The 26958-nt window shown below is 70.5% G+C and carries 27 protein-coding genes and 1 tRNA gene; 12 read left to right on the top strand and 16 right to left on the bottom strand.

Annotation, left to right across the window (positions count from 1 at the left end; genetic code table 11):
- Positions 1–24: 24 nt before the first annotated feature.
- The 3 genes from AC1Q49_RS04490 to AC1Q49_RS04500 all read left to right on the top strand — a co-directional run bounded on the left by AC1Q49_RS04490 (position 25) and on the right by AC1Q49_RS04500 (position 1338).
- Positions 25–97: transfer RNA gene (locus tag AC1Q49_RS04490), tRNA-Thr, on the top strand.
- Positions 98–201: 104 nt separating this feature from the next.
- Positions 202–417: a hypothetical protein gene (locus AC1Q49_RS04495; protein ID WP_492491073.1), complete on the top strand. Its 216-nt coding sequence runs from the start codon at positions 202–204 to the stop codon at positions 415–417.
- 378 nt (positions 418–795) lie between these two features.
- Entirely contained in the window at positions 796–1338 is a 543-nt protein-coding gene (locus tag AC1Q49_RS04500; protein WP_492491074.1) for a barstar family protein, read from the top strand.
- Positions 1339–1453: 115 nt separating this feature from the next.
- On the opposite strand, the gene AC1Q49_RS04505 is transcribed toward AC1Q49_RS04500, so the two are convergent.
- The 4 genes from AC1Q49_RS04505 to AC1Q49_RS04520 form a co-directional block, all read right to left on the bottom strand.
- The gene (locus AC1Q49_RS04505) at positions 1454–1696 is read right to left on the bottom strand and encodes a hypothetical protein (RefSeq protein ID WP_492491075.1); all 243 of its coding nucleotides are present in this window, start codon (positions 1694–1696) and stop codon (positions 1454–1456) included.
- An 8-nt stretch (positions 1697–1704) separates the two neighbouring features.
- A complete protein-coding gene (locus AC1Q49_RS04510) occupies positions 1705–2625 on the bottom strand; it encodes a hypothetical protein (protein ID WP_492491076.1) in 921 nt (306 codons plus the stop codon).
- 319 nt (positions 2626–2944) lie between these two features.
- A complete protein-coding gene (locus AC1Q49_RS04515; RefSeq protein WP_197425771.1) occupies positions 2945–3649 on the bottom strand; it encodes a metal-dependent transcriptional regulator in 705 nt (234 codons plus the stop codon).
- Between the two features lie 10 nt (positions 3650–3659).
- Positions 3660–4919, bottom strand: coding sequence for a calcium:cation antiporter family protein (locus AC1Q49_RS04520; protein ID WP_492491077.1), 1260 nt, complete (start codon positions 4917–4919; stop codon positions 3660–3662).
- Between the two features lie 398 nt (positions 4920–5317).
- On the opposite strand from AC1Q49_RS04520, the gene AC1Q49_RS04525 reads away from it, so the two are divergent.
- The gene (locus AC1Q49_RS04525) at positions 5318–5974 is read left to right on the top strand and encodes a nucleotidyltransferase domain-containing protein (protein ID WP_061782267.1); all 657 of its coding nucleotides are present in this window, start codon (positions 5318–5320) and stop codon (positions 5972–5974) included.
- Here the strand turns inward: AC1Q49_RS04525 and AC1Q49_RS04530 are convergent.
- A complete protein-coding gene (locus AC1Q49_RS04530) occupies positions 5971–6915 on the bottom strand; it encodes a LysR family transcriptional regulator (protein ID WP_191008198.1) in 945 nt (314 codons plus the stop codon). The genes AC1Q49_RS04525 and AC1Q49_RS04530 overlap by 4 nt on opposite strands.
- A gap of 104 nt (positions 6916–7019) precedes the next feature.
- Here AC1Q49_RS04530 and AC1Q49_RS04535 point away from each other — a divergent pair, with 104 nt between their 5' ends.
- From AC1Q49_RS04535 to AC1Q49_RS04565, 7 genes are read left to right on the top strand one after another with little or no spacing between them, the layout of a single operon-like run.
- Entirely contained in the window at positions 7020–8048 is a 1029-nt protein-coding gene (locus AC1Q49_RS04535; protein WP_492491078.1) for an amidohydrolase family protein, read from the top strand.
- Between the two features lie 10 nt (positions 8049–8058).
- Complete coding sequence (gene ligK / locus AC1Q49_RS04540; RefSeq protein WP_060959873.1) at positions 8059–8751, top strand: 4-carboxy-4-hydroxy-2-oxoadipate aldolase/oxaloacetate decarboxylase; 693 nt, start codon at positions 8059–8061, stop codon at positions 8749–8751.
- A gap of 3 nt (positions 8752–8754) precedes the next feature.
- On the top strand, positions 8755–9723 hold the full coding sequence (locus AC1Q49_RS04545; RefSeq protein ID WP_492491079.1) for an amidohydrolase family protein: 969 nt from the start codon (positions 8755–8757) through the stop codon (positions 9721–9723).
- Between the two features lies 1 nt (position 9724).
- Positions 9725–11077, top strand: a complete 1353-nt coding sequence (locus AC1Q49_RS04550) for a protocatechuate 4,5-dioxygenase subunit alpha/beta (RefSeq protein WP_060959871.1) — start codon at positions 9725–9727, stop codon at positions 11075–11077.
- Entirely contained in the window at positions 11074–12030 is a 957-nt protein-coding gene (locus tag AC1Q49_RS04555; protein ID WP_492491080.1) for a Gfo/Idh/MocA family oxidoreductase, read from the top strand. The genes AC1Q49_RS04550 and AC1Q49_RS04555 overlap by 4 nt, the downstream gene beginning before the upstream one ends.
- Entirely contained in the window at positions 12027–13001 is a 975-nt protein-coding gene (locus AC1Q49_RS04560; RefSeq protein ID WP_223848869.1) for an aldo/keto reductase, read from the top strand. Before AC1Q49_RS04555 ends, AC1Q49_RS04560 begins: the two co-directional genes overlap by 4 nt.
- Positions 12998–13705 (top strand): molybdate ABC transporter substrate-binding protein, encoded by a 708-nt coding sequence (locus AC1Q49_RS04565; RefSeq protein WP_492491081.1) that lies wholly within the window; start codon positions 12998–13000, stop codon positions 13703–13705. Before AC1Q49_RS04560 ends, AC1Q49_RS04565 begins: the two co-directional genes overlap by 4 nt.
- A gap of 10 nt (positions 13706–13715) precedes the next feature.
- Here AC1Q49_RS04565 and AC1Q49_RS04570 read toward each other — a convergent pair whose 3' ends face one another.
- From AC1Q49_RS04570 to AC1Q49_RS04585, 4 genes are read right to left on the bottom strand one after another with little or no spacing between them, the layout of a single operon-like run.
- Positions 13716–14747 carry a Gfo/Idh/MocA family protein gene (locus AC1Q49_RS04570; protein WP_492491082.1) on the bottom strand — a complete coding sequence of 344 codons (1032 nt, stop codon included), beginning with the start codon at positions 14745–14747 and terminating at the stop codon, positions 13716–13718.
- 11 nt (positions 14748–14758) lie between these two features.
- Positions 14759–16402 (bottom strand): FAD-dependent oxidoreductase, encoded by a 1644-nt coding sequence (locus AC1Q49_RS04575; RefSeq protein ID WP_492491083.1) that lies wholly within the window; start codon positions 16400–16402, stop codon positions 14759–14761.
- The gene (locus AC1Q49_RS04580) at positions 16399–17442 is read right to left on the bottom strand and encodes an alcohol dehydrogenase catalytic domain-containing protein (RefSeq protein ID WP_492491084.1); all 1044 of its coding nucleotides are present in this window, start codon (positions 17440–17442) and stop codon (positions 16399–16401) included. Before AC1Q49_RS04580 ends, AC1Q49_RS04575 begins: the two co-directional genes overlap by 4 nt.
- Positions 17442–17735: a YciI family protein gene (locus AC1Q49_RS04585; RefSeq protein ID WP_492491085.1), complete on the bottom strand. Its 294-nt coding sequence runs from the start codon at positions 17733–17735 to the stop codon at positions 17442–17444. The genes AC1Q49_RS04580 and AC1Q49_RS04585 overlap by 1 nt, the downstream gene beginning before the upstream one ends.
- Positions 17736–17857: 122 nt before the next feature.
- Here AC1Q49_RS04585 and AC1Q49_RS04590 point away from each other — a divergent pair, with 122 nt between their 5' ends.
- Entirely contained in the window at positions 17858–18598 is a 741-nt protein-coding gene (locus AC1Q49_RS04590) for an SDR family NAD(P)-dependent oxidoreductase (RefSeq protein WP_060959865.1), read from the top strand.
- Here AC1Q49_RS04590 and AC1Q49_RS04595 read toward each other — a convergent pair.
- The 7 genes from AC1Q49_RS04595 to AC1Q49_RS04625 all read right to left on the bottom strand — a co-directional run bounded on the left by AC1Q49_RS04595 (position 18592) and on the right by AC1Q49_RS04625 (position 26879).
- On the bottom strand, positions 18592–19455 hold the full coding sequence (locus AC1Q49_RS04595; protein ID WP_492491086.1) for a shikimate dehydrogenase: 864 nt from the start codon (positions 19453–19455) through the stop codon (positions 18592–18594). The genes AC1Q49_RS04590 and AC1Q49_RS04595 overlap by 7 nt on opposite strands.
- 73 nt (positions 19456–19528) lie before the next feature.
- Positions 19529–20938, bottom strand: a complete 1410-nt coding sequence (locus AC1Q49_RS04600) for an MFS transporter (RefSeq protein WP_082734171.1) — start codon at positions 20936–20938, stop codon at positions 19529–19531.
- A 147-nt stretch (positions 20939–21085) separates the two neighbouring features.
- Positions 21086–21982: a LysR family transcriptional regulator gene (locus AC1Q49_RS04605; protein WP_060959925.1), complete on the bottom strand. Its 897-nt coding sequence runs from the start codon at positions 21980–21982 to the stop codon at positions 21086–21088.
- A gap of 40 nt (positions 21983–22022) precedes the next feature.
- The gene (locus AC1Q49_RS04610) at positions 22023–22484 is read right to left on the bottom strand and encodes a VOC family protein (RefSeq protein ID WP_492491087.1); all 462 of its coding nucleotides are present in this window, start codon (positions 22482–22484) and stop codon (positions 22023–22025) included.
- Positions 22481–24286 (bottom strand): FAD-dependent oxidoreductase, encoded by a 1806-nt coding sequence (locus AC1Q49_RS04615; protein ID WP_492491088.1) that lies wholly within the window; start codon positions 24284–24286, stop codon positions 22481–22483. Before AC1Q49_RS04615 ends, AC1Q49_RS04610 begins: the two co-directional genes overlap by 4 nt.
- Positions 24283–25155 (bottom strand): sugar phosphate isomerase/epimerase family protein, encoded by an 873-nt coding sequence (locus AC1Q49_RS04620; RefSeq protein WP_492491089.1) that lies wholly within the window; start codon positions 25153–25155, stop codon positions 24283–24285. Before AC1Q49_RS04620 ends, AC1Q49_RS04615 begins: the two co-directional genes overlap by 4 nt.
- Positions 25155–26879 carry an FAD-dependent oxidoreductase gene (locus AC1Q49_RS04625; RefSeq protein ID WP_492491090.1) on the bottom strand — a complete coding sequence of 575 codons (1725 nt, stop codon included), beginning with the start codon at positions 26877–26879 and terminating at the stop codon, positions 25155–25157. Before AC1Q49_RS04625 ends, AC1Q49_RS04620 begins: the two co-directional genes overlap by 1 nt.
- Positions 26880–26958 lie beyond the last annotated feature (79 nt).

Genomic DNA, 26958 nt, shown 5'->3' on the forward strand with positions numbered 1-26958 from the left:
CGCTGGCTAGACTGGAGCGGCCCCGCCGGCTTGGCGCAATTGGTAGCGCACCGTACTTGTAATACGGGGGTTGCAGGTTCAAGTCCTGTAGCCGGCACCGTTCTCTGACACCCTGACCAGCTGACTCTTCCGCGATCCTCGCGGGTGGGTGTGGTTGGCGGGTTCGCCTGCTCGCCTGTTCGAGATGGCTAGGTTGTTGTCGTGGCAAGGACGAGGAGAAGGCGCGGCGCGTGGCTGACGATGCTCGGCGGCTTCGGCGTCCTCCTGATCGCCATTCTCGCCGGTTTCAATCCTTCATACGGTCCCCTTTACGCCCTTTGGTTCGGATGGATCGCCCCGGTGCTCATTCTGTTCGGCGCTGTCACCTTGGCGAGAGGATCGGGCGGTCACGACGATGATGAGGACCCGGATGCGTGATCGGCGTTACCCCCCGATCCGGCGCCATCCCGTTTTCGACCTCTGACCGAGTGTCAGCATGTCTCGAACTTCGGTTCGGTGCAGAAAGTCAGTTGATCAGAAGACCGCCACGGTAATTCGGGGGTTGCAGGCTCACATCCTGCGGCCTGCGCTTTTATAAGCCCTGACCGGCTGACTCCTTCGCCCTACCGTGCTCGAGATGTAGGGGCTGGGGTATGGATGCCGCCTCGTTCATCATGGGCGCCTCCGTGGCGTCAATCGTCTGGATCTCGATCGGGGTCTTCATGACTCGGCGCGGCGGCGACTCCGGGGATGTCTGAGCGCCAACGGCGGATCTGGAAGTCCGGTGTCGGCGGATCACGCTCGAGGAGTGGCGGAGTGACAAGTCTTGCGGAACCGGTCCACGAGGGCGCTGGCACCGCATTCGTGACACTTGCTGGTCAGCGTAAAGAAGTCGCGAAGGCCAGGTGGAACTGGAACACGGAATTGGGGCTCGCGGTGCGAGTCGTGCGCGGGCGGAAGATGAGAGTATTGGCGGGCGTGTTCAACGAGTTCGCGGCCGCGCTACAATTTCCGACGTACTTTGGAGAGAACAAAGCCGCGTTCGACGAGTGCATCCGTGAGGCGGACGAGTTTTCTCGTGATGCGGGGCTAGTCGTTCTCCTAACGGAGCCGGATCAGATACTGGCCGATGAGCCGGTGGAGTCTCTGAGCTGGTTGATTTGGACGCTAGAGGCTGCTGCTCTGGAGTGGGGAATGCCGATCGCATTGGGAGAATGGTGGGACCGACCGGCTCTTCCCTTTCACGTAGTTCTCGCCGGTGACGATCCCACAATCGCGGACTCGACCTCACGATGGGAGGCGGCCGGTCTCTCGCGTCCCGGTACGGTGGATGCGACTGGAGAGATCAGCTCGTTGTGATGTCCAGCGGCGTTGTCGCGTGCATCGCTGTTGAGTCAGGAGGCAGCGGACCATTTTCACGGGCGCCGCCTCAAGGCGGCGCCCGCGTGTTGCTTCTCAGGGGTGGGATGGTGCCCTAGTCATCGACGGCGTCTCGTTGGGCTCCGCGCATGATGTCGCGGTCCAGCCAGACGGAGCCGAGGTAGACGACGAAACCGAAGATCCCGATTCCGAGGATAGGGAACACCCACCACGGTACGAACTGCTCGGTGAGGATCGTGAACAGATAGAACGCGAGCCAAATCCCTACGAATATCAGGATGCGGGGAACGGTCTTGAACAGCGCTTGTGCTGCCTGGAGGCTGAGAACTCTTCTCATTCTCGTCCTTACCTGCAGTAGCTGTCTTTGTACTCAACGCCGCCCAGGATACCCGGACCGATAAGGACCTGGAGGCAGTTGCCATTACCGTAGAAGGCTCCAGCCTTTGCGGTCAAGACGGCAAGGCTTACCGCGCAAGGCCCCGCAACGGCAATGCCGGCAACTCCGCCGATGGTCCCGCACAGCGCGAGCTTTGAGGGCAGGGACCCGTAGCGCATGTTGTATGTCTCGCTCCGGTTGAGTTTCACGGTGGGGACGATACCCATCCAGGCGAACTGCGGGTCGGCCACCACGGGGTAGGCGATACCCGGGCCTGAGTGGTCCACGTATTGGACCAGCTTGTCGCCCTCTACGGCGTAGTGAGTCGGTACATCCAAGCCGTTCGAGTCTTTCGCCCAGGCTGGAAGGATCATCACCACGGGATTGCCGTCCTCATTGAAGACAGCCGCCGCTCCTCCGCCGACTTCCTTGAGGGCTCCGCCCGCGGGGACGTCTATCGAGTACTCGTACCGGGCCGGCGCATTCGGGCCCGCGATCGTGGTGAGCATCTGGACGCCCTGTTCCGAAGCGATGACGGAGTTGCTGAACGCTCGGGCCGTGTAGGTGACGGTTCCGTCAGCGAGAGGAACGCCGTCTTCAGCCGCGCTCGCCCCCGGAAGCCCGATCTTCAGATCGACGCCCTCGATCGCGACAGTCACTCCGTCCGCAGGGTCAGCCGGGATATGCACCGTCGCCGCCGTGAGATCGGTGGTGCCCAGGCCGGCTCCGTCGGCGGGCGTGAGCTTGAGGCTCCCGTCGATTCCAGCCAGCGCCGCCGCCGTGCCGTCTGTTGAAGAGATGTCCCCCTCCGCCGCATTTGCGGGCGCTGCCATGCCCGCGCTGATCAGAATCATCGCGGCCGGGATAAACAGGAGGATTTTTTTCTTCATCTGGGCAACGTATCCGGGGTGCTGCTCACAGTGACAGCGACTTTGGTCTACTCGTGCGTCCCGCCCGGGTGTAATTGTGATTCTTTCGTGTCAAATTTCGGGTCTCTCGGGCGCTGAGCGGCTTTCGTAAACTCGCACGATGACGGAGGCATCATGGGCGAATTCTTGCCCGTGCGAGCGCGGGCCTCTGACGTGACATCTGACCATTCTGACTCGGTCGCCCCGAGTATGGTCCGCACGTGCGACCGGTGGGTGCGGCCTGATCTGATGTACCCACCGATGCCCCGCCCTATCGGCGCAGTGTCACGTCGAGAAGGGCTCAGCGTGGCCGGTCGCGCTCTTCGGCCTCGCCGCTGTCGGCCGCAACGACTCGTACGTGTGCGGCGGCTTCGGCCGTCAGCTCGCGCCGGTCGTCTCCGATCGTGACGACGAGGGCGCCGGCGGCGGGCGAGTGGTGGATGACGGTCAGGGTCGTACCAAGGACGATGCGTTTGTCGGTGAGGTAGCGCAGCACGTCGGCATGGCGGTCGGAGATGCGGATCACCGTGACGCGTTCTCCCGTCGCGACCTGCGTGAGAAGCCGCGAGTCCACGGTGGCGACGGATCCGTCGCGGGCCGGTATCGGGTCGCCGTGCGGATCGAACCTCGGGTGGCCGAGCACCTCGTCCATGCGATCCAGGACGAGGTCGGACACCGCGTGCTCGAGGCGGTTGGCCTCGTCGTGCACCTGGTCCCAGGTGAGCCCGAGCCGTTCGGTCAGGTAGGTCTCGATGATGCGGTGCCGACGTACGATCTCGACGGCGACCGTGCGACCCGCGTCGCTGAGGGCGATCGAGCCGTAGGGCTCGTAGGCGATGAGGCCGTCGCGGGCGAGCTTCTTCAGGTTCGCCGACACGGTCGACGCGGTGACGCCCAGGGCGGCGGCCATCTCCGTCGTGGATGCGGACGTTCCCGGCCACTCGTGGGCCTTCCAGATGAGGGTCAGATAGTCCTCGGCCATGCGGCTCACGACGGGTTTCGACATTCCCGTCATCCTAGGCAGTCGCGCGTTGCGGGGGGAGGGATGCCGCATCCGACGTGCGCGCCGACGGTCGACGGAACGGAGCCGAGAGCGTGACCAGGAGGTGTCGGCGGTGCACGAACAGCACCACGATCGCGGCGGACGCCTGGATCGCGCTCAGCACGTAGCGGCCGCCGGTGTCGGTCACGAAGAACTGCACCGCGAACAGCGCCGCCAAAGACAGGGCCGACCAGAGGTGGAAGCGCAGCGCGAGGATGATCGCGACGCCGAGGAGGGTCTGGGTCGCCGTCAGGACGAACTCTTCGACCTGGCGGGCATCGAGGGCGAGGGCGAGGTCTCCGCCGCCGAAGAAGTGGGCGATGGGGAGCGATCCGACCAGCAGGCTCCATTGGTTCACCTTCGACGCGATCAACGTGCCGATCGCGGCTGCCCCCATGCCGCGAAGAGCGAACATCACGGCGATGATGAACTCCGGCGCTTCCGAAGCGAGGGGAGCAAGCCACTGGACGAGGAAGTAGCTGTCGATTCCGAGCGTGCTGCCCGACGCGACGAGCGCCTCGGCGAACGGCTCGGCGCAGGCGAGGATGATCGCCGCCGACACGACGAACAATCCGACGACGCTGGCGCGCCGAGCTCGCCTCGGCAGATCGACGATGAGCGCGGCCGCGCCGACGAACTCCTCCTCGCCGTCGGACGGGACCTGCCCGGCGCGCCAGAGGTACGCGATGAACACGGCGATCAGGACGACGCCGAACCAGATCGGGATGGCGCCCCGGAGCGGAATCGCGAAAGCCGTGAGGGCGAGGAGTGCGAGGAAGCCGATGTCGAGGCGACTCTCCGACGGCAACGCGAGGAATCGCGGCGCCCGGGAGCCGGTCCTGCGCGCGGCCCGGCTCGCGACGACGATCCCGACGATGACCACGAGCGGCCACCCGAAGCCGAGCAGCAGCCGGTTCGATCCGGTCATGTTCGCGGCGGCGAACGGAAGGTAGGCGGCATCCGACCCGGAGCGGAACGCGTAGTAGAGGTCCACCGCGTATTCGGGCAGCACCGCGATGAGGGCGAGGATGGCGATGGCGAGCGCTCCGGAGATGTCCTTCTGCGCCGCTTCGGCGGCCCACGCGAGAAGGAATGCGGCGGCGACCACGGCAGAGCCGAAGATGAGCATGTCGAGCACGGGCACGGTGTGGATGCCGGTCATGCGCAAGCCGATGGCCGGGGCGGCGATCGCGAGGCATACCGTGATCCGCAGGATGAGGGCAGGGGGCATCATCGTCTTTCCGTCGGGGCGACCGAGGAAGGACCACGGCCGCGACAAAGGGCCGAAGGTCTCGTTCGCCTCGAGAGTCGAGGTGCTGCGCCGGACGGATCATCGTGATCGTCAGCATGTCGACGCAGACGCGCCCGCAGAGCCGGGCGGAACTACTCCCCTTCGCCCCTGAGCCTTCCCGTCGCGCCGCGGGTGTGTCTACGGGCACCTGAGAGTTGGACGCGTCACACACGTTCGCACGGGGTGCGGGTGTGACGCCCGCGCGGCGTCGGCGGGTGGTCGGCGGTGGGCCGCAGTCGATAGTGTGGGGGCGTCGACACCGCGCATCGCGGTGCGACGGCCCGGCCCAGAGGTGGCTCCCGTCGTGCGGGGGTTTCAGGTTCGAATCCTGTCGCCGGCACGTGTCTCAGCCGCAACCCACGCCCGCGACCGCATGGGCGACCTCGTCGCCCGAGCGGGTGGCGGACGTGCTCGCGCAGACGTCCGCGCGGTGGTGGCTCTCGGGCGGGGCGGCACTCGACCGCTGGCTCGGAGAGACCATTCGCCCGCGCACGAACCTCGACGCGAGCACGACGGCGCGCGAGCTCCCGGCCCTGATCGCCGCGCTTCCCGACGGCCACAGCGTGTGGGTGTCGGGCGACGAGGGCGAGTTCGTGCCGTGGGAGCGGATCGCCGCGGATGCGGACGTGCAGCGGGTGCTCGTGCACGATGACGCGCGGGGGCAGTGGCTGCTGCGACTCAACGTGGAGGACGGCTCGGACCGGGCGTGGCTGTACCGTCGCGACTCGCGCCTGCAGCTGCCGTGGGATGCGGCGGTCCTCGACCTGGACGGCATCCCCACGGGAGCTCCGGAGGTGCAGCTCGTGTGGAAGGCGCTGCGTCCGCGGCCGGAGGACGACCTCGACAAGGATGCCGTGCTGCCCCACCTGTCGGAGGAGAAACGGTCCTGGTGGCAGCGGGCCATCCTCACCATCCATCCCCACTCCACCTGGGCGATCCACGTGCGCAGTCCGCTGACCCCGGCCAAATCCAGCTGGAACCGGGGGCGGGCCGTCTAGTCCTCGAGCGGTCGCCGGTCGGGCTCTGCGGGGTGACCCGGCTCGTACTCGCCGGAGGTCACGGCGGTGAGCACGAGTGAGCGGAACCAGCGCTGCGCGGGCGTGAGGCTCGCCTCGCGCCGGCTGTAGAGGGCGACCGGCGAGCTCTGCGCAGGCCACGGCAACTCGGCGATCCGCAGCTCGGGGAACCAGCCGCAGAAGACCTCGGCGACGTGTCGGGGCAGCAGCACGACGAGGTCGGTGGCGGAGAGCACCGCCGGGACGGTGGCGTACTCGACGACGCTGAGCGCGACCTGGTCGATCAGGCCCTGCTCGGCCAGCGACTGCTCGGGGAAGATGTGCCCGCCGCGCGAGGAGACCTGCACGAAGCGTCGCCCGGCGAACATGTCCGCACCCGTCTCGGGGAGCGGGTGGGCGTGCGAGGAGAGGGCGACGTACTCGACGCTGCGCACCCGCGAGCGCCACAGCCGCGCGCTCACGAGGTGCGAGACGGAGATGGCGACGTCGACGGTGCCCCGCACCAGCTCGTGCTCGACGTGGTCGGCGTCGACGCGCTCCACGCGCAGCCGCGGATGAGCGGCGGCCCGCTCGAGGCTCGCCATGATCGGCGGCAGGAACGTCTGCTCACCGATCGAGGTGAGCCCCAATGCCAGTTCTCCGCTGAAGGATGCCGGATCGAACACGTCGGCCTCGCTCACGGCCGCGTCGATCTGCGCCAGCGCCTCGTGCAGCGGCGCGAACAACGCGGTCGCACGCGCGGTGGGCACCATCGCGTTCGCCTCGCGTCGGAAGAGCACATCGCCGAAGCGCTCGCGCAGGCGGGCGAGCGTGTAGCTGACCGTCGGCTGCGTCACGTGCAGCCGGTCGGCGGTGGCCGTCAGACTGCGCAGCTCGTACAGCACGACGAACGTGCGCAACTGGTTCAGGTCGGGAAGCGACATCTATAGAGGATATCGATAGATGTCTTACGCAGAATCTATTGGACCGCAGTGACGGCGCTGACTACCGTCGCTGTAAGGCAACATCCGAACGGCGAGGACCAGCGTTGATCATCGACATCCACGGCCACTACACGACGGCACCGGCACAGCTGGGCGCCTGGCGAGACCTGCAGATCGCCTTCGCGGCCGGCGAGGGGGCGGAGCCGGACCCGGCCGCGCTGCGGATCTCCGACGACGACATCCGCGAGACGATCGAGGCGAACCAGCTGCGGCTCATGGACGAGCGCGGCAGCGACGTCACGGTGTTCAGCCCGCGGGCGTCGTTCATGGCGCACCACATCGGCGACGCGACGGTGAGCGCCACGTGGGCGCGCATCTGCAACGACCTCTGCGCGCGCGTGAGCGCGCTCTTCCCCGACCGGTTCCTGATGGGGGCCATGCTGCCGCAGTCGCCCGGGGTCGACCCGGCGACGACGATCGACGAGCTCACCAGGGCCGTGGAAGAGCTCGGCGCGGTGACCGTCAACCTCAATCCCGATCCGTCGGGCGGACGGTGGGACGCGCCGCCGCTCACCGACCGCTCCTGGTATCCGCTGTACGAGAAGCTCGTCGAGTTCGAGATCCCGGCGATGATCCACGTGTCCACGTCGTGCAAGCCCCAGTTCCACACGACCGGAGACCACTACCTCGGCGCCGACACGACGGCGTTCATGCAGCTGCTGAAGGGCGACCTCTTCCGCGACTTCCCCGACCTCACCTTCGTGATCCCTCACGGCGGCGGCGCCGTGCCCTATCACTGGGGCCGTTTCCGGGGCCTCGCCATGGCGCTGGGCAAGCCCGAGCTCGAGGAGCACCTCCTCGGCAACGTGCTCTTCGACACGTGCGTCTACCACCAGCCCGGCATCGACCTGCTCACCCGCGTCGTGCCGACCGAGAACATCCTCTTCGCGAGCGAGATGATCGGCGCCGTCCGCGACGTCGACCCGCGCACGGGCCACTACTTCGACGACACCCGGCGCTACGTGGATGCCACGCCCAACCTGACCGCGCCGCAGCGGCAGCAGGTCTTCGAGGGCAACGCGCGCCGCGTCTACCCCCGCATCGATCGGGCCCTCGCAGCCCGCGGTCTCTGAAAGGCACCCCATGCGTCTGAACGATCTCGGACTGGTCCGCACCGTCATCGATCGCCCCGATCCCGCCGACGTCGAGCGGCTCTCGCACTTCGGCGTCGCGACCGTCCACGAGGCGATGGGGCGGGTCGGGCTGCTGCGCCCCTACATCCGCCCCGTCTACACGGGCGCGACGCTGTGCGGTCCGGCGGTCACCGTGCTGCTGCAACCGGGCGACAACTGGATGTTCCACGTCGCCGCCGAGCAGGTGCGGCCCGGTGACGTCATCGCCGCCGGCTGCACCACCGAGAGCGAGGACGGGTTCTTCGGCGAGCTGCTGGCGACCTCGCTCGCCGCCCGCGGCTGCGCGGGCCTGGTGATCGATGGCGGCGTGCGCGACGTCGCCGACCTCGAGCGGATGGACTTCCCGGTCTTCTCCCGCGCCATCAACGCGAAGGGCACCGTGAAGGCGACGCTGGGCTCCGTCAACGTCCCGGTGGTCGTCGCCAACGCCCTCGTCAATCCGGGCGACGTCATCGTCGCGGACGTCGACGGCGTCGTCGTCGTCCCGCGGGCGCTGGTCGGCGCGGTGGCCGACGCCGCGGCCGCCCGCGAGGCCAACGAGGAGAGCAAGCGGCAGCGGTTCCGCGACGGCGTCCTGGGGCTCGACCTGTACGGGATGCGCGAGCCGCTGGCCGCGGCCGGCCTGGAATACGTGGAGGACTGAGAGATGACGGCATCCGACGCGGCCGTGCGGCACGGACAGACCACCGGCGGGTTCGAGAAGACCCCCGGCTGGCTCGACTGGTTCGACGGTCCCCGCACCCCCGCCTTCGTCCTGCCCGCCGGTGCCGTCGACGCGCACTGCCACGTGTTCGGCCCCGGTGCGCAGTTCCCGTACGCGCCGCAGCGCAAGTACACCCCGTGCGACGCCTCGGCCGATCAGCTCTTCGCCCTGCGCGACCACCTCGGTTTCGCGCGCAACGTCATCGTCCAGGCCACCTGTCACGGCGCCGACAACCGTGCTCTCGTCGACGCGCTCGAGCGGGCCGGCGACCGGGCGCGCGGTGTCGCGACGGTGCGGGCCGACGTCGGCGACGACGAGCTCGCCGCCCTGCACGCCGCGGGCGTGCGCGGCGTGCGCTTCAACTTCGTCAAGCGGCTCGTCGACACCGTTCCCACCGACGCGCTCTCGCGCATCGTCGAGAAGGTCGCGCCGTGGGGGTGGCATGTGGTGATCTACTTCGAAGCCCAGGACCTCCCGGACCTGTACGACTTCTTCAGCGCCATTCCGACGGACGTCGTCGTCGACCACATGGGCCGCCCCGATGTCACGAAGGACGTCGACGGCGAGGAGTTCGGGCTGTTCCTGCGCTTTCTGCGCGAGAACGCCAACGTGTGGACGAAGGTCAGCTGCCCGGAGCGGCTGAGCGTCACCGGCCCCCGTGCCCTCGACGGCGAGCAGTACGCCTACACCGATGTCGTCCCCTTCGCCCGTCGCGTCGTCGAGGAGTTCCCCGACCGCGTGCTGTGGGGCACCGACTGGCCCCATCCCAACCTGAAGGACCACATGCCCGACGACGGACTGCTGGTCGACTACATCCCGCAGATCGCGACCACCGCCGACCTGCAGCGCAAGCTGCTCGTCGACAACCCGCTGCGGCTCTACTGGCCCGAACTCTCACGCGAAGGAGCATGACATGGCACTCGACAAGCCCTACCAGAAGATCCCCGGCACGATCATCTTCGACGCCGATCAGGCGCGCAAGGGTTATCACCTCAACCAGTTCTCCATGTCGCTGATGAAGCCCGAGAACCGCGAGCGCTACCTCGCCGACCGCGAGGCGTACCTTGACGAGTGGCCGCTGTCGCCCGCCCAGCGCCAGGCCGTGCTCGACCTCGACCTCAACGCGATGATGGCCGAGGGCGGCAACATCTACTTCCTCAGCAAGATCGGCGCCACGCACGGCATGAGCTTCCAGCAGATGGCCGGCTCGATGACCGGCATGAGCGAAGCGGCCTACCGCGACATGATGGTCGGCGGCGGCCGGCGCCCCGAGGGGGCGCGGCTGAAGGATCTCGACGGGTGGACGCCGCCGTCGACCGAGAAGGCCGAGACGATGCGCGAGGACGCGCCCGCGAGGTTCACCTCGGCCCTGTTCACCTCCCACGTCCCGGCGATCGGTGCGGCCATGGACCACGGCAAGACCGAGGAGCCGTACTGGAAGAAGGTGTTCGCCGGGTACGAGTGGACGCGGCGCTGGGCGAAGGAGAACACGCCCGACGTGATCATCCTGGTGTACAACGACCACGCCACCGCGTTCGACTCGAACATCATCCCGACCTTCGTGCTCGGCACCGGCGCCCACTATCCGGTGGCGGACGAGGGCTACGGCCCCCGGCCGGTGCCCGACGTGAAGGGCTATCCCGAGCTCGCCGCGCACATCGCCCAGTCGGTCATCCAGGACGATTTCGACCTCACCCTCGTCAACGAGATGGTCGTCGACCACGGCCTGACCGTCCCGCTGTCGCTCGTCTTCGGCGACGTCGACGAGTGGCCGTGCCGCGTCATCCCGCTGCCGGTCAACGTCGTCCAGTACCCGGTGCCGTCCGGGCGCCGGTGTTACGAGCTGGGCAAGGCCATCCGCCGCGCCCTGGACAAGTGGGACGGTGAGCCGCTGAACGTGCAGATCTGGGGCACCGGCGGCATGAGCCACCAGCTGCAGGGCCCGCGCGCAGGGCTGATCAACGAGGAATGGGACAACGCCTTCCTCGACCACCTCATCGCCGACCCGCTGGGTCTGACGGAGTGGTCGCACATGGAGTACGTCGACGAGGCGGGGTCGGAGGGCATCGAGCTCGTCGACTGGCTCATCGCGCGCGGCGCGATGGATGACCAGTTCGGCGGCGGTGCGCCGGACGTGCAGCACCGGTTCTACCACGTCCCGGCATCCAACACCGCCGTCGGCCACCTCGTCATCTCGAACCCGACGGCGCCCGCACCGGTACTGTCTCAGAGCGAGAGCCGTCCCGTCGAAGAGGTACCCGCGTGAGCACCGAGAAGATCCGTATCGCCGTCGTGGGTGCCGCCGGCGCCTTCGGGAGGAAGCACCTCGACGGCCTCATGAACATCCCCGACGCCGAGGTCACGGTCGTCAGCGGCACCGACCCCGGGGCGACCGAGGCGGTCGCGCGTCAGTACGACGTCGCCACGGCCGTGACCGGCCTGGACGCCGTGCTGGAGCGCGACGACGTCGACGCCGTCATCCTCGCCACCCCCACGGGTCTGCACGCGGCGCAGACGCAGGCGGTGCTGGCGGCCGGCAAGCACGTCCAGGTCGAGATCCCGCTCGCCGACTCGTTGGCCGATGCCGAGGAGACGCTCGCGGCGGCGCTCGCCTCGGACCGGGTGTCGATGGTGGGGCACACGCGGCGCTTCAACCCGTCGCACCAGTGGATCCACCAGCGGATCGCCGCCGGGGAGTACGACATCCAGCAGATGGACGTGCAGACCTACTTCTTCCGGCGCACGAACACCAACGCGAAGGGCGAGCCGCGCAGCTGGACCGACCACCTCCTGTGGCATCACGCGGCCCATACGGTGGATCTGTTCGGCTATCAGGCGGGCAGGATCGTGCAGGCCCACGCGATCCAGGGGCCGTTGCACCCGGAGCTCGGGATCGCGATGGACATGTCGATCCAGCTCAAGGCGGAATCCGGCGCGATCTGCACGCTGTCGCTGTCGTTCAACAACGACGGGCCGTTCGGCACCTTCTTCCGCTACATCGGCGACACCGGCACCTACGTCGCCCGCTATGACGATCTCGTCGACGGCAACGAGACGCCGATCGACGTCTCGCACGTCGCGGTGAGCATGAACGGCATCGAACTGCAGGACCGGGAGTTCATCGCGGCGATCGGGGAGGGGCGCGAGCCGAACTCGTCGCTGCGTCAGGTGTTCGACTGCTATCGCGTGCTGGGGATGCTCGAGGAGCAGCTCGCGTGACCCTCGCCCGCGTCGGTCTCGGCTGCATGCCGCTCAGCCACGCCTACGGGGTCGCGCCGCCCGTGGAGGACGGCGTCGCGTTCGTGCGGCGCGCGCTGGATGCCGGGGCCGCCTTCCTCGACACCGCGACGCTCTACGGCGGCGGACGCAACGAGGAGCTCGTCGGTCGCGCCATCGCGGGACGTCGCGACGAGGTGCTGCTGGCGAGCAAGGGGGGCATGGCGATCGTCGACGGCGTGAAGCGGATCGACGGACGCCCCGAGACCCTCCGCGCCCAGGTGGATGCGTCGCTGCGCCGGCTCGGGGTCGATCACATCGACCTGTACTACCTGCATCGGTGGGACAAATCGGTGCCGATCGGGGAGAGCGTGCACGCCCTCGCCGGCGCCGTCGCGAGCGGCAAGATCGGCGCCATCGGGCTGTCGGAGGTGTCGGTCGCGCGGCTGCGCGAAGCGCAGCAGGCGGCGCCCATCGCCGCGGTGCAGAACGAGTACTCGCTGTGGAGCCGCAACCCGGAGCTCGGGATGCTGCAGGCCACACAGGAGGACGGGATCGTCCTGGTGGCCTTCTCGCCGGTCGCTCGCGGCTTCCTCGCCGATGCGATCCGCGACCCCGACCTCCTGCCCGACGGCGACATCCGCCGCGCGATGCCCCGCTTCCAGGGAGAGAACTGGTCGGCCAACGCCGCGCTCCTGCCGGCGTGGCGGCGCCTCGCCGCCGAGAGCGGATACACGCCGGCCCAGCTCGCGCTGGCGTGGGTGCTCTCGCGCGGCCCGCACGTCGTGGCGATCCCGGGGACGACGCGTGCGGACCATCTGCGCGACAACCTCGATGCGGCCGACCTCCGCATCGCCCCCGACATCCTCGACCGTGCGAGCGCGCTGATCGACACCGCGACCGTCGCGGGGGCGCGGTACAACGACCGCGGCGCGGCAGAGGTGGATGCCGAGACGTTCGAGGATGCCGCGTGAAGGCGATCTCGTCGATGGCGACCCGGCACGTGCTCGCCGACCTCGCCGCCGCGGCGGAGGCGGCCGGTCTGCCGGCCGTGGAGCTCGAGTCCGTCGGCGGAGTGGATGCCGGTCGCCGCGTCGCGGCGGGGGAGAGGGTCGACCTCGTGTTCCTGGCGGACGACGCGTTGCGCGCACTCGCGCGGGACGGCCATGTGCGCGCCGACACGGTGACGCCGCTGCTGCTGTCCCACGTGGCGGTGGCCGTCCCCGCACCCGAGGATGCCGTCGCCGTCGCGACCGGTCAGCCCGCCTTCGACGACGTCGCGGCGCTGCGTGACGCGCTGCGCGGGGCGCGGCGGATCGGCTACTCGACCGGTCCGAGCGGGGCGGCCCTCGTGGCGCTGATCGCCGAACTGGGACTCGACGACGAGCTGCGCGATCGCCTCGTCCAGGCGCCGCCCGGCATCCCCGTCGCCCGCCTGCTGCGCGAACGCAGCGTCGACCTCGGCTTCCAGCAGGCGAGCGAGCTCGTCGGCGAGCGGGGAGTGCGTCTGCTCGGCGCCCTGCCCGCCGCCGTCGCCATCGACACCGTGTTCTCCGGGGCGGTCGCGACCGCCGCGACCGCCCCCGAGGACGCCGCCGCGGTGCTGGCCGCCTTCGGCGATGACACCGCCGCCGCCCTCATCGTGTCGCACGCCTTCGACGTCCCCGGCGGGCACTGAGCGGCGCGCCTCACACCGCGCGCACCGTCGCGGTCGTCCCGGTCGCGACGGCCCGCGCGACGGCATCCATCACCGCGAGGTTCCGGGCGCCTTCGCGCGCACTGACGAGAGGCTCCGTCCGGCGTGCGACGACCTCGCCGAAATGGCGCAGCTGCCGGACGTACGGGCTCGTGTCGCCGTCCTCGACGCCCCGATCGGCGGGCTGCGGGTGCATCCGGTTCGTCCAGGTGCGCTCGCCGTCGTGGCGCCACACCTCCAGGGTCGGCAGCGTCAGCGACGCCTCGACGCCGCCGACACGGTGCGAATCGACCGGATGGGCGGGGAAGCGCGGCGAGTCGCCGGCCGTCAGATCCCAGCTCCACGGCCCCGCGACGGTGTCGGAGACGATGAGGGTGCCCAGTGCCCCCGAGTCGAACGCGAACGCGAGCGCACCGGTGTCCTCGACCTCCAGGCCGCGCGTCGCGGTGGAGGCGAGGGCCGTCACCGAGGTGATCTCGCCGACGAGGTAGCGGAGCAGATCGATCTCGTGGATCAGGTTGATCAGGAACGTTCCGCCGATGCCGGCCGTGCGGTGCCAGGCGATGTCGAAGTAGTCGTCGGGCTTGGCGAGGAACGAGGTGACGCTCACGGCGACGAGGCGTCCCAGGGTTCCTGCCGAGATGATCTGCTTCGCCCTCGCGGCGACCGGATGATGGCGCCGGTGATGCCCGACGAGGACCGGCACGTCGGCGGCATCGGACGCCGCGACGAGGGTCAGGGCGTCGGCCAGGTCGACGGCGACCGGCTTCTCGACGAGGACGGGGATGCCCGCGGCGATGAAGTCCAGCGCCTGGGGAACGTGCAGCTCGTTCGGCGTGCCGATGATGGCGGCGTCGGGTCGTTCCGCTTCGATCAGCGTCCGATGGTCGCGGTGGTGCCGCGTCCCGTACCGCTCGGCGACGAGCACGGCCGCGTCGAACGGGTCGGCGATGCCGGCGAGGTCGAACCCGGCGGTCGCGGCGATCGTGTCGGCGTGCGTGCGCCCGATCGCGCCTGCTCCCACGAGCGCGACCCTCATCGCCCGGCCCCCACGAGTGTGCGCGCGGCGCGCGCCGCGGCCGCGGCCGCAGGACCGGCGACGAAGGCGCGTGCCACGGCGGAGCCGAGCGTCGCACCCCCTCCCGGATAGGTGCCCCGGAAGACGCCGGCGGAGACGTTGCCCGCGGCGAACAGACCCGTGATCGGGGTGCCGCTCCACGAGAGCACGCGGCTGTCGCGATCGGTCAGAAGGCCTCCCGAGGTGCCGAGTGCCCCGGCCCGCACGGGGACGGCGGCGTACGGCGGCGTGGACAGGGGGGCCAGGCACGGGTTCGGGGTGTGCGTCGCGTCGCCGAGGAACCGGTCCTGGGCGCTCGCGCCCCGTCCGAACACCGTGTCCACGCCGGCGGCGGCATCCCGGTTGAAGCGGGCCACCGTCGTCTCCAGCCCGTCGGGATCGACGCCGATGGCGATGCCGAGCTCGCGCACCGACGGCGCGGTCACCGCCCAGTCCGGGGCCGCGCCCGTCGCCGACCCGGCGATCGGGTAACGCTGGGCGAACGCCGCGTCGAACACCAGCCACGCCGGGCTGTTGCGCGGCCGGCCGGTCACGGGATCGGTGTCGCCGAACATGCGGCACGTGTCGGCGTACGCGAGGGCCTCGTTGACGAAGCGCTCGCCGGCCGCGTTGACCGTGAGCGAACCCGGCAGCGTCATCTCGACGTTGCCCATCCGTCCCGACGGTGCGCCGTCGTAGACCTGCTCCGGAGGGGTGAGCACCGGCACGCCCCAGATCTCGGTCATGTCCGCGACCGCGACGCCGAGCGCCAGCCCCAGCTCGAGCCCGTCGCCCTCGTTCGACGGGGCACTGATCGGGGTGACGTCGAAGGGGAGGAAAGCGGCCCGCAGGTGCGCGTTCCACTCGAAACCCCCGGTCGCGACCACGACCGCGCCGGCGGTGACGGTCGTCTCGGCGAAGCAGACCCGCCACCGGCCGCCCGCACGTTCCAGTCCGTCGGCGCGGACGCCGCGCACCACCCGGATGCCGCGGTCCAGCGCACTCGCGACGAGAGACCCGACGAGGGCTCCTCCCATCGTGCGCACGCCGCGGGCGGCGCGGTCGGCCAGCAGGGTCGGATCGGCGGCCCGACCGTCCAGGTCGTCGCGCTCGGCCATCGTCAGCAGCGGGAAGTAGGACGGCGGACGAAGCGCCTCCGCGAGCCCGGGGAAGGGCGCGGGGTCGAACGGCTCGTTGTCCAGCGAGCGTCCGCCCGCGGCCGCTCCCGGCCATTCGCCGCGATAGTCGGGACGGGCCAGGGGAGCGAGACGGACGCGCGTCGCGGTGTCGAGATAGGCGATCGCCTCCCGGATCGTCTCCACATACCACTCGATCGTCTCGGCATCCATGACGTGCCCGGAGGCGGCGGCGAGGTAGTCGCGCCCCGCACGGGGGCTGTCGGCGAAGCCCGCCGCGGCCGCGATCTCGGTGGCGGGGGCCCAGATGACACCGCCGCCGGCGCACGTGGTGCCGCCCAGGCGGTCGGCCTTCTCGGCGACGCAGACGACGGCGCCGGCATCCGCCGCCCGCAGGGCCGCGACCAGACCGGCCGCCCCCGAGCCCAGCACGAGCACGTCGACGGCGGGCGGCAGCTGCTCGACTCCCGCGAGGACGCCGCTCACGCCGTGGCCTCCGTCTCCGCAGAGAGCAGGACGAGGATCTTGCCGGTGGGAATGGACGGGTCGGCCATCGTGCGGAACGCCTCCGGGAGGTCGCTGAAGGGGAAACGGTGGGTGAGGAGCGCCGCGGTGGCCGCGGGGTGGCGCGCGAGCATCGCGAGACCGTCCGGGATCAGGCCGCGGCTGTTGCGGCTGCCGTGCAGCTCGATCTCCTTGTCGGTGAGGTCTTTGACCGTGATGCGGGCGGGGCGGGGCGAGATCCCGACCTGCACGATGCGCCCGCCGGCCGCGATCAGGCGGACGGCGTTCTCCAGCGACGCGGGCACCCCCGTCGCTTCGATGACGACATCGGGTCCGGCGTCGTCGGTGAGGGCGGACAGCAGCGCTCGCTGCTCGTCGTCGGGGAACCCGTCGGCCACGCGGAGCGCGTGAGCCGCGCCGAACTCCCGCGCGAGGGCGACGCGCTCGGCGTCGGTGTCGGCCGCGATCACCGTCACGCCGCGTTCGGTCAGTCCGAGCGTCGCCAGCAGCCCGATCGGCCCGCATCCGAGGACGAGCGCCGTCTCGCCGGGCTGGGCTCCGGCGCGTGCGACGGCCTGCAGGGAGATCGACGCCGGTTCTCCGAGGGCCGCCGCATCGAGCGCGAGGTCGTCGGGCACCCGGTGCAGCCGGTCGACCGGGACGCTCACGACCTCGGCGAATCCGCCGTCCTCGTAGCATCCGCGCACCGACAGGTGCGGGCAGACGTGAGAGCGCCCGCGCCGGCAGGCGGGGCAGTCGCCGCACGCGACCAGCGGATCGATCGCGACGCGCTCGCCGCGGGAGAATGCGGCGGCCGGGTCGGCGTCGATCACGGTGCCCGACATCTCGTGCCCCTGCACGAGGGGCAGCTGCGTGGGGAAGTCATCGTCGAAAATGTGCAGGTCGGTGCCGCACAGGCTCACGGCGTGGATGCGCACACGGGCGTGGCCGGCGCGCGGCTGCGGCTCGGCGATCTCGTCGAACGAGAGCGTTCCGCGGGCGACGGTGAGGGCGGTGCGCATCAGGAGACCGTGTTCCGCGGATCGAAGAACACGTTCCACTCGGCGACGGTGCGCTGCGCGATGAGGCCCTCGGTGAAGAACGGGTCCTCGTCCAGGCGGGCGCTCAGCGTGACGCGGTCGGTGTCCTGGAGGATCAGCAGCGCGCTCGGGTCGGTATCGGCGAGCGGGCCGCTCATGTACAGGATGCCCGCACGGTGCAGTCCCTGCAGGAAGGCGAGGTGGGCCGGGCGGTGCGCGGCGCGGGCCTCCTCGCTGCCGGGCGCGTAGGCGTATGACACGGCGAACGTCGGCATGATGACTCCTTCGTCTGGGCTCACGGACTCCAGTATGTGACGAAGATAGTGTGAACAGAACGACTGAATCAGTCATTGTTTATGCTTGATCCCGTTCAAATGGGCGCGCTACCGTGGCGGGCATGTCACAGGTGACTTTCGACTTCCGAGACACGTCCGTCGTCATCACGGGAGGTGCGCGCGGGATCGGCGCCGGCATCGGGGCGCTGTTCGCGGCATCCGGTGCCGACGTGTCCGTGTGGGATCGCGAGCCCGCCGCCTTCGCCGGATCGTGGGAGCCCGCCGCGCTGCTGACGGCGGACGTCACGGACGAGCGGTCGTTGCGCGACGCGATGGACCAGACGCTGCGCCGCGTGGGCAAGGTCGACGTCGTGGTCTCCTCCGCGGGGATCACCGGCCCGGTCGGACCCCTCTGGGACTACGACGCGGACGCGTGGCGACGGGTGGTCGATCTCGACCTCACTGGCGCCTTCCTGACGGCCAAGACCGTCGTGCCGCACCTGCGCGAACGCGGCTACGGACGCGTCATCACGGTCGCCTCGATCGCCGGCAAAGAGGCGACCGCCTCGCTGTCGGCCTACACCGCCGCGAAGCACGGCGTCGTCGGCATGACCAAGGTGTTGGCGCGCGAGCTGATCGCCGACGGCGTGACCGTGAACGCCATCGCGCCCGTCATGGTGCGAACGGAGCTGTTCTCGCAGCTGACCGACGAGTTCATCGAGCGCACGCGCGCCCTCATCCCGATGGGGCGCTTCCTGACGGTGGAGGAGGTGGCGGCGACCGTCGCCTGGATCGCGAGCGATCAGTGCGGCTTCACGACCGGAGCCACCTTCGATCTCTCCGGCGGCCGCGCCGACTACTGAGTCGCGCCCGTCAGCGCGAGGAAGCGGGCCCGCATCCGCTCCGGATCCGCGTCCCGTCCCGTGATCAGCCGGAAGGTGTCGGCGGCCTGGCCGACCACCATCCGCCCGCCGTCGAGAACCGCGCACCCGAGGGCCTGCGCCGTCTCGATCAGCTCCGTGCGCAGCGGCCGGTAGATCGCGTCGGCGACCCAAAGGCCGGAGTGCAGCAGCGACGGGTCGACAGGGATGCCGGGGTGACCCACCATGCCGATGGGGGTCGCGTTGACCAGTCCGTCGGCCGCTCCGATCGCCGCCGCGAGCTCGTCGGCGCCGATCGCCACGATCTCCGTTCCCGGGAAGGCCGGGCCCAGCGCCGTGCGCACCGCCCGGGCGCGTTCGACGACGGGGTCGAAGACCGACAGCACCCGCGTGCCGGCGTTCAGGAGGGCGAAGGCGATGGCCGAGCCCGCTCCGCCCGAGCCGAGGAGGACGACGCGGTCGAGCGCGGGGGAGTCCAGCCCGTCGCGCAGGCCCTGGGCGAAGCCCGAATGGTCGGTGTTCGCGCCGATCGCGCGGCCGTCGCGGAACACCACCGTGTTCACGGCGCCCAACAGCTCGGCGTCGGGGGAGAGCTCGTCGAGCGCCGACAGGATGGTCTGCTTGCAGGGGTGGGTGATGTTCAGTGCGTCGTAGCCGAGTTCCTGCGCCTGCCGCACCAGTTCGGCGCCGTCGGCGGCCGTCCGGCCGAGGGCGTCGATGTCGATCGTGCGGTAGAGGTAGCGCACGCCGTGCGCGTCGGCCTCGCTCTCGTGCAGGGCGGGCGTCGACGACGACCCGATCCCCGAGCCGATGAGTCCGACGAGGTAGGAGCGTGTCATGGGGTTCCGTTTCTGGGGACGCGGATGCCGGGAGCCGCGCCGGTGACGGCGGCGGCGCCCGGCATCCTGGTGTTCAGCGGCGGCTGAAGCGGTCGTAGGGCGTCGTGCGCACCGACTGCGTGAGCGCCTCGCCGGTCTCGGTGCGGCGATCGATCTCCGCGAGCTGACGCCGGCTCAGACCGAGGTGCGCCGTGGGCGTCCGCGAGGTCTCGGGGGCGAACACGGTCGCGATTCCCGAGATCAGGACGATGCCGATCGTGAAGAACGCGACCGCGGGCCAGTTCTGCTCGTTGCCCTCGCCCGTCACGAAGCCCTGCGCGATCGCGGGCGTGAAGCCGGCCAGGACGAGCCCGAGCATCAGGCTGACCGCCATGCCGGTGTAGCGCACGCGCGCCGGGAACTGCTCCGGGAAGTAGGCCGGGTACACCGAATTGGACAGGGTGTAGGCGATGCCGATGAGGAAGATGCTCAGCGCCCACACCAGCGGCATGTTCGCGGCGTCGACGGCGGCCAGCACGGCGTAGATCGTGATCGACTGCAGCACGAGGCCGACGAGGAAGACGGGCTTTCGTCCGATCCGGTCCGACAGTGCCCCGGCGATCGGGCCGAAGCAGACCGCGGCGAAGTTGGCGACGGTGATGATGATGAGCATGTTCGCCCGCGGGATGCCGGCGACGGTCGTGCCGTAGGCCAGGACGAACACGTTGAACATCGTGTTGACGACGGTGAACAGCGACATCAGCGTCACGCGCAGGACGGTGCCGCCGTTGTAGCGGAAGAGGGTGACCAGCGGGATCTTCGCGACCTCCTCGGTCTCCTTCACCTCTTCGAACACCTCCGGCTCGTCCAGCATGCGGCGCAGGACGATCGCGACGACGGTCACGGCGAGCGATGCCCAGAACGGCACACGCCAGCCCCAGCTGAGCAGCGCGTCCTCGGGGAGGGCCGCGATCGGGATGAACACGAGGCTCGAGATCACGATGCCGAACATGATGCCGGACATCGTCCAGCTCGTGAAGAAGCCGCGGTGACGGTCGGGGGCGTGCTCCAGCGTCAGTGCGCTCGAGCCCGGGGACTCACCGCCGGCCGACACGCCCTGGATCAGGCGCAGCGCGACGATGATGATCGGCGCGGCGACCCCGATCGCGTCCCACGTCGGCAGGCAGCCGACGAGGAAGGTCGCCACGCCCATGATGGACAGGCAGGCCAGCAGCGCCTTCTTGCGTCCCCACCGGTCTCCGACGTGTCCCCACAGCACGGCACCGAACGGGCGGGCGACGTAGGCGACGCCGACCGTGGCGAACGACAGCAGCGTCGCCACGCCGGGCTCGCCGGCGGGGAAGAACAGGTGCGGGAAGATCAACGCGGCGGCGGACGCGTAGATGAAGAAGTCGTAGTACTCCAGTGCGCTGCCGATGAATCCTGAGACGGCGGCGATGCGCGCGTTGTTCTTCTTCCGGGGAGGAGATGTCGTCGTTGACATGTGCTCTGCCTTCGTTCGAGGGCGCTGAGGCCAGACGCCGTTGTTCTGTGGGGTGCGGTCGCGTGTGCGATGCGCTCCCGACAGCGTGGCATCCCTATTGTGTCGCGTCCAGAACTAGGTTTGTCTGAAACAAAGAGGATTCTGCGCTTAATCCTCCGGTGTCGGCAGGATGCGCTCCGCGAGGTCGAGCACCGCCCGGAGGGCGGCGCTCTGGTCGTCCTTGAGCCAGGCGATGCCGTGCCGCATGTACTGCGGCTCGTCGAGAAGCTCCACCCAGCGGGCCCCCTGCGGCATGATCGGCGCCAGATCCTCGGCGGTGATCGTCACGCCGATGCCCGCCGCGACGAGGGTCAGCATCATGTAGGGGTCCGCCACCTCCTGCACGATGTTCGGGCGGAATCCCGCGGCGACGCAGCAGCGGATGAGCCCCTCGGCCATGGCGGACGAGCCGTCCGTCGGCATCGAGAGGAAGTCGTCCTCGGCCAGCTGACGCGCGTGGAGTGCCGGCTCATCGGCCAGGGGATGATCGATCGGCAGGGCCGCGCCCAGACGCGTGCGGGCGATCATGCGGGAGTCGATGCCCTCGGCGGCGACCGGCAGCCCGACGAACGCCAGGTCGAGGGTGCCGCTGCGCAGCTTGGCGAGCCCATCGCGGGTGCGGACGCGACTGACCAGCTGCAGGTCCACCTCCGGCAGCTCCCGCCGGGCCGCGCGCGCCAGCGCCGGCAGGGTCAAGTGGTTGAACGCGCCCGAGAACCCGATGCGCACGGTGCCGCGGATGGCGCCGGAGGCCGCGCGCGCGGCCTCGGTGGCCAGGGCGAGATCCTGGATCACGCGGTAGGCCATCGGCAGCAGCGCCCGCCCGGCCGGCGTCAGCGCGACGCTGCGCGTGTTGCGCTCGAAGAGCTCGGTGCCGATGCTCGCCTCGAGTCGGCGGATGGTCTGACTCAGCGGCGACTGCGCGACGTGCAGGCGTTGGGCCGCGCGTCCGAAGTGCAGCTCCTCGGCGACGACGACGAAGGCTTCGAGCCAGCGGATCTCCACCTCGCGAGCATAACGGCTGCCGATGTCCATGTCGGAGCGCTCACCCGGGCGTGGACAGGATCTCGAGGAAGAAGCCCAGCGTCGGGCGCGCGTCGAAGTAGGCGTAGCGGACGCCGCCGCCGCGCACCGAGTCCCCCTCCTGATGGACGGGCATGCCCGCCGCGGCCATCGCCGCGACGACGGCGTCGTGATCGTCCACCGCGAAGCGGATGTGGTGCAGTCCCGGGCCGTGCTCGTCGAGGAACTCCTGCCAGATGTCGGGGCCGCCGCGGGGCGCGAGGAACTCGATCTCGATGCCGAACAGGTCGTAGAAGAGCGCATCGACCTCCGTGTCCAGGCTCGACCCGCGATAGCGTGCACCGCGGTAGCGGGCAGTGGTGCGCAGCCGTGGCTCGATGCCGAACGCCGCGCGCATCCCCGCCGCGGCGGCATCGAGGTCGGCGACGACCACGCCGATCTGGTCGAGCGCGGTGGCGAGGGTCCGCAGGTTCGGGGTGGTCATGACCGTGCCTCCGTCGTCGCGATCCGCACGGCACCCTCCACGGGGGAGGAAGGCGCGGCGGATGCCGCGTGGCGCGCGGCGATGTAGCCGAAGGTCATGCCCGCGCCCACCTGCCCGCCGGCGCCGGGGTACTCGGCGGCCATCGGGGAGTCCGCGTCGTTTCCGGCCGCGTACAGCCCGGCGATCGGTCGGCCGTGCGCGTCGAGCACGCGGGCCTCCGTGTCGATCCGCAGTCCCCGCGCGGTGCCGAGCGGGGTCGGGACGAGGGGAAGGGCGTAGAAGGGCGCCCTGCGGATCGGTCCGAGGTTGACGTTGGGGCGGTGGCGCGCGTCGCCGTACTGATGGCCGAACGGGCTCGTGCCCTTTCCGAACTCCTCGTCGACGCCCGTGACGGCGGAGCGGTTGTTGACCCGGACGGTCTCGGCGAGCCCGTCCGGGTCGACGCCGATCCGTCGCGCGAGCTCGGCGATCGTTCCGGCGCGGTGGATGTAGCCGTCCGAGACATAGCGGCGCAGCGCGCGCCCGGGGGTGTGCGGGCGGATCATGCCGAGGCCGTACTCGCGCAGGGCGTGGGCATCGATGATCAGCCACGCCGGGATGGCCTCGTCGCGGGCCTGGGCGGCGTACATGGCGCGGACGAACCGGTGGTACGACACCGACTCGTCGACGAAGCGGCGTCCCGAGGCGGTCACCGCGACGATGCCGGGCTTGGCACGGTCCCAGATGTGCGGGAAGACGACGAGCGACCCGTCGCGGCGCCGGCCGATGGAGCTGGGGAACCAGAAGCCGTTGTCGCCGTGATCCGGTCCGAGCGCGGCGCCCGCGGCGAGGCCGAGGGCGAGCGTGTCGCCCGTGGCCCCCTCGGCGGCGCGGGTGAACTGGGGCGTCGGGGCGGGCAGATGCGCCTCCCGCCACGCGTGGGAGGCCGCGAACCCGCCGCCGGCGAGCACGACGCCGCGCCGCGCGAGCACGCGCCGCTCACGCCCGTCCGCCTCCACGATCGCGCCGACGACGCGGCCGTCCTCGATCAGCAGCTCCTTCGCGGTGCTGCTGAACGAGACTCGGCCGCCGCGCGCCGTGAGGGTGTGGAAGAGGTTCGCGACGAGGGCGTTGCCCATCGCCAGACGGGTGCCGCGGGGGTAGCGCAGGCGATCGAAGAACCAGCGGATGCCGAGGGAGAGCGCCGTGGCGGCCGCCCGCGGCGACCAGCGGAACAGCTCCAGCAGGCGGTTCACCTCCGCCCGGCGCACCATGAGCGTGCCGCCGAACAGGGCGAACTCCGGCACGGGCGGCCGGACGCGCCGGAAGTCCTCGTAGCCCAGGCGGCGCCCGTCGAAGGTCTCCGGCTCCAGGGCGCGGCCGACACCGGCTCCGTCCTCCTCGGGGTGGTAGTCGACCACCGTGCGGGAATGCCAGAACCGCACTCCCAGGTCGTGGAACCAGTCGATCATCTCGGGGCCGCGGTCGAGGTAGGCCTCCCGGATCTCACGGGGCGCCTTGTCGCCGACCACCGCGTCGAGGTAGCGCGAGGCCTCCGCTCTCTCGTCCGCGAGCCCCTGTGCGCGCTGATGACGGTGACCGGGCACCCAGCAGGTGCCGGCGGAGTAGGCGGTCGTCCCCCCGAGGTACTCGGTCTTCTCGAGCACCAGCGTCTCCAGCCCGCTCGCGGCGGCGGTGACGGCGGCCGACAGGCCTGCGGCCCCCGTGCCGAGCACGAGAAGATCGACGACCGTGTCGCCGGGGCGCGCCGTCGCGGCGACCGCGCTCTCGGCATGCGGGGTGCGGGGGGTCGTGGCGGTCATGAGCGCTCTCCTTCGACGACGATGTGCCCGGCCGCCTCCGCGGCGGGCGAGGGTTGGGTCCGATCGACGCGCTCCAGCAGGTCTCGGGTGCTCCGGGCGACCCGGCGGGCGTAGGCGAGCGGATGCAGGCGCGCCTGCAGGCGCGCGTGGGGGATCTCGACGCTCACAGGAGTGCCGGGCCGTACGGCCTCGAGGAGCTCCGCCAACGGCAGCCCGCCTTCGCCGACCAGCAGCCGCTGCGCGCGGGCTTCGCCTTGCAGTGCGGCCACCCGGTCGTCGCCGCACGGGGCGGTCGGCGGCGCGTCGCACAGTTGGAGCAGCGGCACGAGCGAGGCTTCGAGGCCGCGGATGTCGTCGAGCGACGATCCGCCCCGCCAGATGTGGAGCGGGTCGAGCATGAGGGCCGCGCCGGTCTCGCGGGCGATCGCGGCGGCGTCGTCGACGCGGCCGACGGGTTGGTAGGAGATCGGCTCCAGCAGCGGGCGGATGCCGTGGGCCGCGGCATCCTGCGTCAGCCCCGCGAGCGTGTCGATCAGCCGTGCGCGGTCGGGATCGGCCCCGGTGACCGTCAGCGCCGACGCGCCGAGGGCGGCACCGGCTTCGAGGGCGGGGAGCCACTGTTCGCGTCCGACCCCGGCAGTGAGCGGCAGGAACTCGACGTCGCGGACGGTCAGTCCCGTGTGCTGGAGTCTCGCGAGCGTCTCGGCGAGCATCGGCGAGCCCGGTCGCATGTCGAACGCGCGTTCCTGGGTCGTGACGGCCCGGACGCGGATGCCGACGAAGCCGAAGCCGGCCGCGGCCGCGATGTCGACCAGCTCGGGCGGCGTGAGCGTCAGCAGCGTGAGGTGCGCCACCCCCATCTCGCGCATCACCGGACCGCCGCCGTCTCGATGCGGGCGAGGTCGCGTCCGACGACGTAGCCGAAGGTCAGCGCGGGCCCGATGTTGACGCCGCCGGCGGGGTAGTGGCCGCCCATGACGTTGGCCTGGTCGGCGCCGACGGCGTAGAGCCCCGGGATGGGGCGGTCGTCGGCATCCACGACGCGCGCGCTCGCATCGGCGGCCAACCCCGCGAAGGTGCCGAACGAGCCGGGCAGCACGCGGACGGCGTAGAACGGCCCCTTCTCGAGGGGAGCGAGCGAGGGGTTCGGCGTGACGGAGGCGTCACCGCCGTAGCGGTTGAAGGCGGTGCGTCCCCGCCCGAACCGGGTGTCGACGCCGGCGCGGGCGTCGCGGTTGAACTCCGCGACGGTGCGTTCGAGTCCGTCCGGATCGATCCCGCATCGCGCGGCGAGCTCGCGCAGGGTCGGCGCCTTCACGAGGTAGCCGTTGCGCAGGTAGGGCAGCAGCGGCACGGGGCGCGGCCGGGCCATGCCGAGCGGGAACCGTCGCACGAAGGTCGCGTCGGCGATCTGCCACGACTGGACCGGCTCGCCCGCCGGCACCGCCGCGAACATGCCGGTCACGTAGTCGTAGTACCCGTTGGCCTCGTTGACGAACCTCTCGCCCGTGCTGATGACGCCGATGCTGCCGGGCTTGGCGCGGTCCATGATGTGCGGGAACACGCCGGTGCGCCCCGTCGTGCGATAGGTGATGAGCGACACGGGGCACCACGCGCCGGCGGCGGCGCCCTGCTGGAGGCGTCCGCCGACGCTCTCTCCGAGCGAGATGCCCGTGCCGTCGGCGGTCGCCGGTGCCAGGGTCCAGTGCTCCGTGCCCGTGGGGGTGCGGGGGAAGCGGTCGCGCCGACGTTCGACGTCGTTCGGGAAGCCTCCGGCGGCCAGCACGACGCCGGCGCGCGCGACGAAGGTGCGTTCTCCGTCCGGCGTTTGGGCGACGACGCCGGTGACACGGCCCTCGGCATCCGTCGTCAGCGCTCTGGCGGGGGAGCTGACGCGGATCTCGACTCCCGCGTCCTCCGCGGACTGCAGCAGTCTGCCCACCAGGGCGGTGCCGTTGACCAGCTGCATGCCGCGACGGTGGAGCACGAGATCGACGAGGTGGAGCCCGACCCGCCACGTGCAATGCCACAGACCCCGCAGGTCGCCGCGGGCCGCCGCGAGGAAGGCGCCGAGGTCCGGTCCGGCCATGATCCCCATCCCGAGGAAGGACGTCTCGTAGAGCTGACCGCGAAGGAGCGCCCGCACCGAGCGGCTGAGCCGGCGCGCGTTGATCGGTTTCGGGGCGGCGGAGCGGTTGCCGGTGCCGGCATGGGGCAGATCGCCGTAGATGTCGTGGATCTTCGAGCCGGGCACGAACTCGAGCGCGGTCCGGGTGTGGAAGAACTCGATCATCTCGGGGGCCGCCTCCAGGAAGGCCCGCACCCGGTCCTCCTGGTAGTCGTCACCGAGCACGGCACGCAGGTAGGCGCTGACGTCGTCCAGCGACTCATCGACGCCTTCGCGGGTGGCGAGCAGTGACCGCGGTGCCCACAGCCACCCGCCCGACCATGCCGTCGCGCCTCCGCAGACCTCCGCCGCCTCGAGCACGAGCACGGAGCTTCCGCCGTGAGCGGCGGTCACGGCGGCGGCGAGGCCACCTGCTCCCGCACCCACGACGACGACGTCGTACTCCGAGACGGGCGATGTCTGCATCAGGGGTCCTCCATTGGCTCCGCGATGATCATGATCCCGAGGGACACAAACTGTGACGTCTGAGGTGTATAATCAGGGA

This window comes from Microbacterium sp. MPR-TSA4, from assembly GCF_058792815.1.

Bases quoted from the DNA above. Each gene is read 5' to 3' on its own strand.
- AC1Q49_RS04620 (WP_492491089.1), bottom strand. From the start codon at position 25,155: ATGCGCGAGATGGGGGTGGCGCACCTCACGCTGCTGACGCTCACGCCG.
- AC1Q49_RS04610 (WP_492491087.1), bottom strand. From the start codon at position 22,484: ATGACCACCCCGAACCTGCGGACCCTCGCCACCGCGCTCGACCAGATC.
- AC1Q49_RS04615 (WP_492491088.1), bottom strand. From the start codon at position 24,286: ATGACCGCCACGACCCCCCGCACCCCGCATGCCGAGAGCGCGGTCGCC.
- AC1Q49_RS04505 (WP_492491075.1), bottom strand. From the start codon at position 1,696: ATGAGAAGAGTTCTCAGCCTCCAGGCAGCACAAGCGCTGTTCAAGACC.
- AC1Q49_RS04510 (WP_492491076.1), bottom strand. From the start codon at position 2,625: ATGAAGAAAAAAATCCTCCTGTTTATCCCGGCCGCGATGATTCTGATC.
- AC1Q49_RS04580 (WP_492491084.1), bottom strand. From the start codon at position 17,442: ATGCGCACCGCCCTCACCGTCGCCCGCGGAACGCTCTCGTTCGACGAG.
- AC1Q49_RS04595 (WP_492491086.1), bottom strand. From the start codon at position 19,455: ATGACACGCTCCTACCTCGTCGGACTCATCGGCTCGGGGATCGGGTCG.
- AC1Q49_RS04600 (WP_082734171.1), bottom strand. From the start codon at position 20,938: ATGTCAACGACGACATCTCCTCCCCGGAAGAAGAACAACGCGCGCATC.
- AC1Q49_RS04545 (WP_492491079.1), top strand. From the start codon at position 8,755: ATGACGGCATCCGACGCGGCCGTGCGGCACGGACAGACCACCGGCGGG.
- AC1Q49_RS04520 (WP_492491077.1), bottom strand. From the start codon at position 4,919: ATGATGCCCCCTGCCCTCATCCTGCGGATCACGGTATGCCTCGCGATC.
- AC1Q49_RS04515 (WP_197425771.1), bottom strand. From the start codon at position 3,649: ATGTCGAAACCCGTCGTGAGCCGCATGGCCGAGGACTATCTGACCCTC.
- AC1Q49_RS04585 (WP_492491085.1), bottom strand. From the start codon at position 17,735: ATGCCGACGTTCGCCGTGTCATACGCCTACGCGCCCGGCAGCGAGGAG.
- AC1Q49_RS04550 (WP_060959871.1), top strand. From the start codon at position 9,725: ATGGCACTCGACAAGCCCTACCAGAAGATCCCCGGCACGATCATCTTC.
- AC1Q49_RS04530 (WP_191008198.1), bottom strand. From the start codon at position 6,915: ATGTCGCTTCCCGACCTGAACCAGTTGCGCACGTTCGTCGTGCTGTAC.
- AC1Q49_RS04590 (WP_060959865.1), top strand. From the start codon at position 17,858: ATGTCACAGGTGACTTTCGACTTCCGAGACACGTCCGTCGTCATCACG.
- AC1Q49_RS04625 (WP_492491090.1), bottom strand. From the start codon at position 26,879: ATGCAGACATCGCCCGTCTCGGAGTACGACGTCGTCGTCGTGGGTGCG.
- ligK (WP_060959873.1), top strand. From the start codon at position 8,059: ATGCGTCTGAACGATCTCGGACTGGTCCGCACCGTCATCGATCGCCCC.